At 36.2% G+C, this 10,813-nt stretch carries 10 protein-coding genes; all 10 read left to right on the top strand.

Annotated features, from left to right (window positions below):
• Window positions 1-360: 360 nt before the first annotated feature.
• Window positions 361-576, top strand: coding sequence for a hypothetical protein (locus tag ACKPEB_RS15985; protein ID WP_408965931.1), 216 nt, complete (start codon window positions 361-363; stop codon window positions 574-576).
• A 111-nt stretch (window positions 577-687) separates the two neighbouring features.
• Window positions 688-3,042 carry a type III-A CRISPR-associated protein Cas10/Csm1 gene (gene cas10, locus ACKPEB_RS15980; RefSeq protein WP_408965930.1) on the top strand — a complete coding sequence of 785 codons (2,355 nt, stop codon included), beginning with the start codon at window positions 688-690 and terminating at the stop codon, window positions 3,040-3,042.
• A 1-nt stretch (window position 3,043) separates the two neighbouring features.
• Window positions 3,044-3,214 carry a hypothetical protein gene (locus ACKPEB_RS15975; RefSeq protein WP_408965929.1) on the top strand — a complete coding sequence of 57 codons (171 nt, stop codon included), beginning with the start codon at window positions 3,044-3,046 and terminating at the stop codon, window positions 3,212-3,214.
• A gap of 12 nt (window positions 3,215-3,226) precedes the next feature.
• Window positions 3,227-3,664, top strand: a complete 438-nt coding sequence (csm2, locus tag ACKPEB_RS15970; protein WP_408965928.1) for a type III-A CRISPR-associated protein Csm2 — start codon at window positions 3,227-3,229, stop codon at window positions 3,662-3,664.
• A gap of 3 nt (window positions 3,665-3,667) precedes the next feature.
• Complete coding sequence (gene csm3, locus ACKPEB_RS15965) at window positions 3,668-4,621, top strand: type III-A CRISPR-associated RAMP protein Csm3 (RefSeq protein ID WP_408965927.1); 954 nt, start codon at window positions 3,668-3,670, stop codon at window positions 4,619-4,621.
• A 4-nt stretch (window positions 4,622-4,625) separates the two neighbouring features.
• Window positions 4,626-5,705 (top strand): type III-A CRISPR-associated RAMP protein Csm4, encoded by a 1,080-nt coding sequence (gene csm4 / locus ACKPEB_RS15960; protein ID WP_408965926.1) that lies wholly within the window; start codon window positions 4,626-4,628, stop codon window positions 5,703-5,705.
• A gap of 8 nt (window positions 5,706-5,713) precedes the next feature.
• Entirely contained in the window at window positions 5,714-7,009 is a 1,296-nt protein-coding gene (csm5, locus tag ACKPEB_RS15955; RefSeq protein ID WP_408965925.1) for a type III-A CRISPR-associated RAMP protein Csm5, read from the top strand.
• 92 nt (window positions 7,010-7,101) lie between these two features.
• Complete coding sequence (gene cas6 / locus ACKPEB_RS15950; RefSeq protein WP_408965924.1) at window positions 7,102-7,878, top strand: CRISPR system precrRNA processing endoribonuclease RAMP protein Cas6; 777 nt, start codon at window positions 7,102-7,104, stop codon at window positions 7,876-7,878.
• Window positions 7,875-9,131 (top strand): TIGR02221 family CRISPR-associated protein, encoded by a 1,257-nt coding sequence (gene csx2 / locus ACKPEB_RS15945; RefSeq protein ID WP_408965923.1) that lies wholly within the window; start codon window positions 7,875-7,877, stop codon window positions 9,129-9,131. Before cas6 ends, csx2 begins: the two co-directional genes overlap by 4 nt.
• Before the next feature lie 179 nt (window positions 9,132-9,310).
• Complete coding sequence (locus tag ACKPEB_RS15940; RefSeq protein WP_408965922.1) at window positions 9,311-10,489, top strand: putative CRISPR-associated protein; 1,179 nt, start codon at window positions 9,311-9,313, stop codon at window positions 10,487-10,489.
• Window positions 10,490-10,813: the final 324 nt, after the last annotated feature.

The raw sequence follows: 10,813 nt of genomic DNA, 5'->3' as shown, positions 1-10,813 counted from the left end.
CCTAAAATTTTTTAACGAAAGGAACCAAACAAAGTAAAGTGAATCATAGCGTAACCTAAACAAAGAGTAAACACCACAATTAAAGATGTCAAACAAGTATAAATAATTAGTAGTAAAACTCGTTCATATACGGGCATAGTTGTGCATGAGGATAGAAACTATCAATATTGGGTCAGAAGGTAGAACGTAGGTTACGCTACATTTTACCCGATTTATTGAGGAGAGCTATTGCTGGAGAGTCTCAAAAAATTCAGGAGAAGTTTCCGTCCCCTTGCGGGGAAAAGATAGAAAATAATCTTTTAAATCAAGAGCAGTGATCGCGAGTTCTTACGTTCTACATATTTATTTACAAAGATACCCATGTATCAAAATACCCCTTGTGGTTTAATATTAGAACAAGATGCTAAACTGAACAGTGTTAAAACGTTTAAAGCTCAATACCCAGGAGGGTTAACAAAGCGTTTTTACCCCGATTCCGTTCACAGCATCCGACAACAACCCCATCACACATCATTAATTTCTGTCGATAGTGGAGGCTTTACAATCCCCTTAAAAGCCTGTAGCCACATGGATTAAAGTTTAAAGGCTGGAAACGGTGAACCTGGGATAACCATTCTGGAGTTCAGGAAGTCATTGAACCGTTGTTTCGGCTATCTATGAATTCGGACTGAATTGGAAGGATATCAGATGAATAATTCGGCTCATCATCTATCATTTAAAGCTGCGCGAGGAGTGATGCAGCAAGCGGTATTAAAATTATTGCAATGGTCTGATCCGACCTGGAAAACCGAGGTTAGAATAGAATCTGGAAATGAAGCGATCGCTAAAGCAAAACAGCTATTTTTGTGGACAGAAACTAGCGAAATTAAGCCTTTAAGGTTATTATTTGATTCTGTTAAACTGGATCACGAACAAAATCAATCCTATTATGCTAAACCCCTAATTATTAAAGATAGCGATCCAATTATTCCTTATCCAATTAACCAAAAACCAACGGAAGCTGAATTAAAGGATCTCCAACAACAGATTAAAAAAGAAATTAACGAGCTACAATTAACTGAATCGGATTGGGATAATTTATCATTATTAACGCTAATTGTTGAAAAATACGGTTCCTTTATCAGTTTTGTCAATTCTGATACTGCTTTAATTGATATCGCCCGTTCAACGGCTGCGGTGGCTGCGGCTTTAGCAGAAAATGTTGAAGCTAAAACCTTGTATTTAATTGCGGGAGATTTATCAGGAATCCAAAATTTTATTTATACGATTTCTTCCGATGGGGCGTTAAAATCGTTACGGGCTAGAAGTTTTTATTTAGAATTAGTCACAGAAGAAATTGTTCAACAGATTTTAAAGGAATTAAAGTTACCCAAAACGAGCGTTATTTATGCAGGAGGAGGAAATCTCTATATTCTAGCATCAGGGAATAAAGAAAAAGCGAAAGACGCTGTTAAGGCAGTCCGTGATCGCTTTAATAAATGGCTAAAACAAACTTTTCAAGGGAAAGTATTTTTAGCGTTAGATTATGTTGAGTTACCGACAGAAAATGTTAATAAAAAAGAACTCTTGAAAGCTTGGGAAGAAGTTCCTCAAAAATTAGGAAAACTCAAACAACGAAAATTTGAAACCGAACTCAGTGATTTTTTAGCCATAAAACCGAGTTATGAACCTTGTCGAGTTTGCCATCGAGATGATACAGAAAATTTAAAACCTTTATCCGATCAAGATTCTGTTTTAGCTTGTCCAACTTGTCGAGATATGTTTAAACTCGGTGGAGAGTTACTCAAGGTTGATTTGATTATTCGTTCATCAGACGAAAAATTAAAAGGATCACATCATCAGATTAAGTTTGACTGGGATGAAAACCCTATTTATTATCACGTTTTTCGTTATTGGCAACAGATTATTACTCAAGAATCTGATACAGTATTATTAGTAAATGACTGGAAGTTAGACCACTACCGATTTCGATATTTTAAAAATCCATCTCCTTTATTCTTAGGACAATATGCTAAGGAAAGTTACGAAGAAAAAAACCAAACCATTCGTGCTAATGAATTAGCGAATGTAGGGAAAGGAATTAACCGAGTTGGTTATCTGCGAATGGACGTTGACAAACTCGGTCAAATTTTTGCTAAAGGATTAGGAGATCATCAAAATTTACCCAGACTAGCGGGTTTATCTCGACAAATGACGTATTTTTTTAAAGTTTATTTGAATAGCTTAGCCGAAAATCGAGATCAGAATTTCTTTCAACCTTTAGGAAGTTCAGTTAAGTTTTTAAGTGAAAGCGATCGCAAAAATCTACTGTTCATTTATGCTGGAGGAGATGATCTATTTATTAGCGGTGCTTGGAATGAAGTTGTAGAATTTGCCTTTGATGTTTATCAATCTTTTCGCCACTACACAGGTCAACATCCAGATATTACTCTTTCCGGTGGTATCAGTTTAGCAGGTGCAAAATTTCCTTTATATTTAGCCGCTTCAGAATCAGGAAAAACAGAAGAAACAGCCAAAGGAAATGGACGGGATAGTTTAGGGTTATTTGGTCAAGCGTTAAAGTGGAAAGAATGGTTAGGGGGTGTAAATATAGAATTATCTGAAATTTTAGAAGAACCTGAGCAAAAAGACGACCATTATGGTAAAATCAAAAAATACTTAAGTCAAGAAAAAGAGGTTAAAGTCGCTCTATTTGGCGTTTTGCCTTTTGTGCAAATTCTCCAAAACCTCAATACCAACTATTCCCGTAGTTTTGTCCGAAATCTGCTAACGACGGCTCAACTCCAAGATTTAAAAATCAAAGAAATTGAGGAGAAACGTCAGAAGGAAGACTATCAGGATTACCTGTTAGATCTTCGATATTACTTGCACTTGCCTCAAATTGCTTACACTCTAGCTCGACTTCCTCAAGAAGTCCGCAATAAACCTGAATTTAAACCCGTGTTGACTTCCTTAAAACATCCTTACAATGCTCTTTATTTTCGGGTGATCGCTACTTGGATTGAATGTTTAAATCGTTCATCAAATTCTGAGGATTTATGATATGATCACGATAGAAAATCATCAAAAATCTAGCTTTATTGAACAAAAAATAACGATTTTGCAGTTAGTGGAAGGACTGTATGAAGAACAAAATTATCAAGGAAATCAGAGAATTATTTCTCTAATATTCTCTGAACTCAATTTAACCACCGAACAAAATTTTAACCTATAAGTTGAGTTAACTATGCCCATTGATCGAGACATTGAAAACCACATCAAATCTGATCAACTTAAATCTCTGAAAGATTATAAAATCCGAGATTTAGTTAAACACGCTCAAGAATTTGGCCCTTTTCTAAAAAATCAAAAATTAGAAACTAACCAAGTTCGTAAATTTTTAGATGCGATTAACCGCCTCAAAGTCAAAATTGCTCAAAATGCCGATCAAAGTCAGAAAGATATTGAGAAGAACAATCAAACAGTGTTCAGTAAAATTGAACCTGAAATTGTCTTGTTAAAACCTAAACTTGCCTATGCTGCCGCCAGACAAAACGCTGCTAAACCTCTGAGTAATGTGATGTCTGTTGCCATTGACAAAGTACATTCTTTAGAAGACTTTGAGCGCCTTGTTCAATTAATAGAATCAACCATTGCCTACCATAAAGCTGAAGGAGGAAAATAAATTATGACATCAGTAGTGGATAAACCCCAAAAAAAATTACTCGGAAAAATCATTATTACCAGCACTCTTGTCGTTGAAACTGGATTACATATTGGGGGTGGGGGTGAAAATTTAGATATTGGAGGATTAGATAAACCCGTCATTCGTGATCCCATGACCCAACGCCCTTATCTTCCCGGTTCTTCAATTAAAGGAAAACTGCGGGCGATTTTAGAACGTTGGTTGCAAAAACCCTTAAATCGTGCAGGAGGAAGCGGAACCTATCGTTATGAAAGCGATGATTTAGAAGATGGATATACAGAAATTTCTCAGGGGAAATTTGTTCGTTATGAAGGGGCAAGAACTTGCAAACTAAGTCGAGTCTTTGGATCAACAGGAGGATCAAGCTGTTATCTTAAAGAGGATATTATTAACTCAGAAGACTTAGACAAGAAAGGGAATGCTACAATAATTAATGGAGAAGAATATATCAAAACAAAAGGACGGAACCATGCTGCAAGATTAATCGTTAGAGACTGTCATCTAACAGAAGAATCCGCCAAAAAACTCGAAAAAATTGACACAGGTTTGTATATGACCGAGTGGAAATTTGAAAATGGAATAGATCGAGTGACGGCGGCGGCAAATCCTCGTCAGTTAGAACGAGTTCCCGCAGGTTCAGAGTTTAAATTTGAAATGGTATATACCGTTGAAGATGAGAGTCAAGCCGCAGAAGATTTAGAGAATTTAGCGATCGCCCTTGCAATTTTAGAAGATGATGCGTTAGGCGGACATGGTTCCAGAGGTTACGGAAAAATCCGCTTTGAGAATTTCGAGATAGAATATCGGGATATTAAACACTATCAAGAAATTGCCAGTGGCGGTGGAAAATTCCTACCCGTAGCGATTAAAGATATTGGGGAATTCCTGAGTCGTTTTAGTGATGTAAAAGCACTTTTACCTGCAAAAACACCATAAATCAATGATGACTAATTGGAAATTAATCCGACTCAATTTCGGACAAACACCCGCCCATTTTGGAGAAGTGGGAATTGGACTCGAAGAAAGCCGTGAACGAGTCCGATCAGATACTTTATTTAGTGCGTTGATTAGTAGTTATGCTCGTTTGTTTGGGAAAGAAAAGGTAGAAGAACTATTAGAAAACTTTCAACAATCTCCTTGTTTTCGTCATAGTTCTACCTTTATCTATCGTTGCCAAAAAGACAAATACACCTACTATCTTCCTAAACCTCTAGCTTTTCCTAAAAACTATCCCATTCAAAAAGATTTAGAGTTTACCAAAACTTACAAGAAACTGTCTTATTTACCCTTGGAAGTTTGGCAACGATGGTATCAAGGGGAAGGGTTTACAAATAGCGATCGCTTAGAACTAATTAATACAACAAACAAAACGGCAAAAGATAGCGATCCTTTGCACAAAGCCGGAACCTTTGACTACGGACAAACCTTCAAAATTGATAAAAACCCAAAAGTTGCGATAGATCGCACCACTCGATCTACTAACTTTTATCATACAGGTTTTGTCCAGTTTGAAAGCTCCCCCCATCAAGTTGAAAGTCAACCTAATCAACACTCAGGATTGTATTTTATTCTGAACTTTCCCACAACTAATCCTAAACTAGAAAAAGAAATTCAGGCGACTTTAAAATTCTTAGGAGAAGAAGGATTAGGCGGAGAACGTTCTAGTGGTGCAGGACGCTTTGATGTCGAATGGTTAGACTTAACTGAGGATTGGAAAAAAGTTGTTCAGCATCAACAATCTAACTACTGTTTAATTAGTTTATTTTGGGATGATTCCCTTTCCTCAGATCTATTAAATGAAACTGCTTGTTATGACATTCAAGAAAGAGGAGGCTGGATTGCATCTTCCCCATCCGGTTATCAAAAACGGCGAAAAATGGTGAGAATGTTTACAGAGGGATCGGTTTTTTCAGCTAATCCTCAAGGAAAACTTGCTAATGTCACTCCTGAACCATTTAAAGCTCATAAAGTTTATCGGAGTGGAGTCAGTTTAAGTCTACCCATTTCTATTAATTCCTAATCAAAATTATGGTTGCTTCTCAACAGTCGCAAATTAAAAAACCTGAAGTCTATGACTCTCGAAGAATTCGATTAACCAGTCCGATTTTACATATTGGGTCTGAGGTTTCAAAGTTGAGTCCTTTTGAATATGTACAAACCTCTAGTAAAGTTTATCTTCCAGATCGAGAAGCATTAGCTAGAGGTTTACAATCAAAAGGTAGACTCCAAGATTATATTAATGCCATTGATAATAACAGAGAAATTACAAGCATTCTCAAACAAGCGTTTGGGGAAAATTGGCAAACCGCAACGGATACGAATGGAAATCCCCTCTTTCCTGAAATTGGGATTAGTAATAAATGGATGGAAGAACAAATTAGTGATCTACGTCCGATGATTAGAAATGGTTTCGGACAACTTTATATCCCCGGAACCTCAATTAAAGGAGCCATTAGAACTGCGATCACTTATTATCTTATCAAACACGCAGATCAATATAAAACCCCTAAAAAAGTTAGTGATATTGAACAGCAATTAAGACAGAAATTGGCATCCGGTGAACTCAGGGGTGCATTTAATCAAAAGTTTGCCGATGACAACTTATTTATGAATAGTCTCTTTTCTAATTTTACCTTAAAATATCAAGACTATTCTCCCCAAACCAGAACAGGGCCAAATACCGATTTCATGCGAGCAATTCATGTGAGTGATACAGAACCTTTACTGAAAAAAACATTGACCCTGGCTAATGGAAACAGAACCACAGTTAATTTACCCATTGTTACAGAAGTTTTAGTTTCTAGCCGATTTGAAAATCATAATGCTAAATATCGAGCGTCTATTTATGCAGAAATGGTAAGAAATGTTAGAACAGAATTTACCCTAACAATTGATTATGAAATGTTGAATTGGTTTCGCCATCAACAAGGAATGATTATTCCCTTTAAAAATTCAAGAGAACTTTTGAAAATTTGCGAAGAATTTGCTCAAGAACAATGGGATGGAGAGCATGATTATTGGAACAATATTGAGGATAATACCCATCAAGGAAACCAACTATATTTTGATAAAATTCGAGAGTTTTATGAAGATGAAAAATGTCCGTATCAAACTCGCTTAGGTTGGGGAAGTGGGATGACAGGAACAACAATTAACTGGTTATTAAAAGATGATTTAAGATCCCAATTGCGAGATACCTGTGGTATTAGAGCACCTGGGTTTGAAGCACCTAAATCTCGGCGTACTATTACGAATAAAGACGGGGAAATTAGTTATCTTCCGGGGTGGGTTAAGTTTCAACTGCTTAAGAAGCAGGAACCTTAAGAAACCGGGTTTCTGAACCAAAAATCTTGATTGTAGCTCAGAGATAAAAACTAAAAACCCGGTTTCTACCGATTACCTAATAATTTTTAATTATGCTAATTCGTTCAACTTGGATATTAACCCCTAATGAACCCGCTATTTTACCCCGTGCTTATGGGTTGGAATTGGTAAAAGTTCTCCATGAACGATTAGGATTAGAAATGGGAAGAGAAACAATTCCTTCAGTATCTTTTGCAGGATTAAACGGACGTTGTTTAGCATCAGAAGGATTTTTAACCTTTAATTCAGGAGAATTTTATCAGTTATCGTTATGTGGATTAGAAGAAAGAGCCGGAAAAGCGATCGCATCTCTTAACCTTTCCGATTCTATCACATTTTTAGGGTCAAATTTTAATATTATTAATCGAGAAGATGAGATTACCAGTTATGAGGAACTATATACCACCTTAGTTGCTAATGAACCCGAACCCACAAGAATATTTAACTTACAATTTGCCACACCGACAGCTTTTGCTCAACAGGAAAACCATTTATCTTTACCTGTTCCCGCGTTAATGTTTCGCAGTTGGTTAGACCGTTGGAATCATTTTGCACCGATTTATTTAGGAGGGGATGAATTAATTGGTTACTTGAGTCGTTTAATTAAATTGCAAAAGCATCAATTAAAAACCCGTAACTTTCAACTCCCTCGCGGTTATTTACCGGGGTTTATGGGTCAAATTACGTTACAAGTTCCCAATCGAATTGATCCGTTATTAGCCAATGTTGCTCATTTATTAGTGAATTATGCCACATTTGCGGGGACGGGAGTTAAAACAAGATTGGGAATGGGAAAAACAACAATCAATTCTTACCAAGGTGAACCATGAAAATTATTTCTTTTTTAGGCTTTAACCAGTATATTGAAACAACCTATGTTCATCCTCAAGGAACTGATAAATGTCTAACGCCTTTTTTTCAAGAAGCTCTCGTTCAGTTTTATCAACCTGAAACTTTATATGTATTACTCACTCACACTGTAGAAACTAAACCCCCCAGAAATGCGACAGAACCTAATTGGACAGTCTTAAAAAGATTGTTAGAAAATCGAGTTCAACTCAAAGCGATTAAGAATATTCCAGAACGGAATACTCCTGAAGATATTTGGTGGATGTTTCAACAGATTGATAATTGTTTAGAACCTGGAGATCGGGTTATTTTTGATATTACCCATAGTTTTAGATCCGTTCCGATTTTAGCTTTAATTGCTGTGAGCTATTTACGAGTGGTGCGTCAAGTCATAATTGAAGGGTTGCTTTATGGAGCTTTTGAAGCAAAAAATCCAGAAAATAATGAAACACCAACTTTTGATTTATTACCTATTGTCAGTTTATTAGATTGGACAACCGCAACGGATCAATTTATCAAAACAGGGAATGGAGAATCACTAGCGAGTTTACTCCATAGCAGTAATCCTCAAACCGAAAAACTAGCAGCAAGTATTGATGGAATTTCTAAAGGATTGCAGCTTTTAAGACCGATGGATGTAATGCAAGAAGCAGCAATGTTACCTGATCATATTGCAGAAGCATCACCTCTTGTTTCTCAATCTGTCCCTCCATTCACCAGTTTACTTGCTCGTGTAGAAAAAGATTATGGCAATTTTGGTTTAGAAAATCCCTCTGATTATATCAATCATCCTCAAGCTTCTTTACTCCGACAACTGAAGATCATTGAATGGTATGCAGAAAAAGGTCAAACTGTTCAAGCTTTATCTTTAGCTAGAGAGTGGCTACCCTCTTTATTATGTTATCACTTTCAACTGGATTCTTTAGATAAGAAAAATCGAGAAGAAATGGAACTTTTGTTAACCGGAGGTAAAGTTAAAGACTCTGAAGGAAATACAATTAAAGAATCTGTTTATTTAGAACAATGGTCAACTTTGCCAAAAAAACAAAAAAGCCAACTTAATCGGCTGTGGGTCGGTGACTTTAACCTGGCTAACCTGCGAAATGATGTTTTACACGCAGGGTTTCGTAAAAATCCTAAGCCTGCTCAAGAAATACTGGAAAAAACAAAAAGTATTATTGAGGAATTAAAACGGGTAGCACAAACTTGGAATTTAGAAGATGATAGTGTTTAAAAACAGATGATTTTACCGTTACTCAATTTAATCAGTTGAGTTAAAAATGGCGATCTCATTGGACACAGTAAAACCACAATTTAATATTACAAAATCAAGGATTCAATTTAATGCTATCTCCCACTTGTCCCAAACTGCAATTAACCGTTGAACAAATTTTAAACGCTTAAATTTCAATCATGAAAACAACCTTAATTTCTACCGTTGGAACCAGCTTGATTTATCCGAATTTATCAGGACTTCCTGCTGATGAAACAAGTTATGAAACCTGGTTAAAACGTCAACCTTTATCCGAGCAACCTTTATTCAATTATGAACTTATCTCTAATATTAGAATAGCATTACAACAGAAAAACTGGAAACAGTTAGCAGACGGTTTAGCACAACTCCCTGGAACGACTCGACTTTGTGGTGCGGAAATTAACTCAATTAGCGATTTAATTCAACGAGGATACTGTATCGAAAAATGCACATTAATTTTCTGTCATTCAGCAACTCCAGACGGAGAAAATATTGCTGAAATCTTGAAATATTATTATCAAAGTCAAGGACATCGTACCGAACCTAAAAAAATTGAAGGGTTACAGGATGATCAACCGAAACTTTTTAGAACTAAAGGACTACGAAATTTAGCAAAAACTATTAGTCAGATTGTGCGGGAACAAACGCCCCGATATTGTGCGATTAATGCAACAGGGGGTTATAAAGCTCAAATTGCGATCGCAGTTTTAATGGGACAAGCATTAGGAGTTCCTGTTTATTACAAACATGAACGCTTTAGCGAAATTATTGCATTTCCTCCCATGCCTATTGGTTTAGATTTTAGTTTATGGTTAGAAAAAAGTGGAATATTAACCGCTTTAGATCGTCAAGATTTAGTACAATGGCAAGAAGTTGAGGAAGACTGGGATGAACGCATGGAAGCGTTAGTGGAACGATTAGAAATGGATGGGAAAATCTATTTAGAATTATCTCCCACAGGTCAAATTTTCCACGAAACGTTTAAGGGTCGTTTTCAATCTGAATATGATCAAGTTTTGCCTCCTGCGGTTCCTATTTCTCAGAAAAAACCACCTGATTTAACCAGTCATAGTTGGGAAAATGCGAGAACTCCTATTTTGAATTGGTTACAAAAAATTACTGAAGATTGTGCTTATGTTCAATCCTGTCGTACTCATTATTGGAATAAGGATTTACCTACACCTGTATTATTTAGATTAAGAGGAGAACAAATTGAGGGTATTTTTAGTAATGGTAGTTGGACAGTGAAATTTTATGTTGATACCTCATCCAATACCCCAGGACAACGGGCGGCTTGTGTGGCAGATTTGAATCAGAGAATAGAACAGTGGCAATAAAATAATAAACTTGGTTTCTAATGATAATGTAGTGACCAAAATCAATATTTATCATTGAGAAACTTGGTTTCTGTGTCCGTCCTAAAAACTAATCTGTTTTAATTCCTTGACGGGCTAATTATTCCACCGTCGCCAATAACTGTGAAAGACATTAAACGGTAAAGGTAAAGGAAAATAACTGTCCCAAAATCTTAATCGTTACCGATAATGCAGCCGATTTTTTAACTAGAATTAATCCAGACTAGAATCTTAGAAACCGGGTTTTTTTATGTTAATTATGATTAATCAAGAACACTTCAAAAACCCAGTTTCTGGAACTAGAAT

This window comes from Planktothrix sp. (assembly GCF_046067725.1).
GTDB lineage: Bacteria > Cyanobacteriota > Cyanobacteriia > Cyanobacteriales > Microcoleaceae > Planktothrix.
Note: the sequence above shows the minus strand (reverse complement) of the source record. Positions and strands in the feature narration are given on the sequence as shown.

Bases quoted from the DNA above. Each gene is read 5' to 3' on its own strand.
- csx2 (WP_408965923.1), top strand. From the start codon at position 7,875: ATGAAAATTATTTCTTTTTTAGGCTTTAACCAGTATATTGAAACAACC.
- csm2 (WP_408965928.1), top strand. From the start codon at position 3,227: ATGCCCATTGATCGAGACATTGAAAACCACATCAAATCTGATCAACTT.
- ACKPEB_RS15975 (WP_408965929.1), top strand. From the start codon at position 3,044: ATGATCACGATAGAAAATCATCAAAAATCTAGCTTTATTGAACAAAAA.
- cas6 (WP_408965924.1), top strand. From the start codon at position 7,102: ATGCTAATTCGTTCAACTTGGATATTAACCCCTAATGAACCCGCTATT.
- csm5 (WP_408965925.1), top strand. From the start codon at position 5,714: ATGGTTGCTTCTCAACAGTCGCAAATTAAAAAACCTGAAGTCTATGAC.
- csm3 (WP_408965927.1), top strand. From the start codon at position 3,668: ATGACATCAGTAGTGGATAAACCCCAAAAAAAATTACTCGGAAAAATC.
- ACKPEB_RS15985 (WP_408965931.1), top strand. From the start codon at position 361: ATGTATCAAAATACCCCTTGTGGTTTAATATTAGAACAAGATGCTAAA.
- ACKPEB_RS15940 (WP_408965922.1), top strand. From the start codon at position 9,311: ATGAAAACAACCTTAATTTCTACCGTTGGAACCAGCTTGATTTATCCG.
- csm4 (WP_408965926.1), top strand. From the start codon at position 4,626: ATGATGACTAATTGGAAATTAATCCGACTCAATTTCGGACAAACACCC.
- cas10 (WP_408965930.1), top strand. From the start codon at position 688: ATGAATAATTCGGCTCATCATCTATCATTTAAAGCTGCGCGAGGAGTG.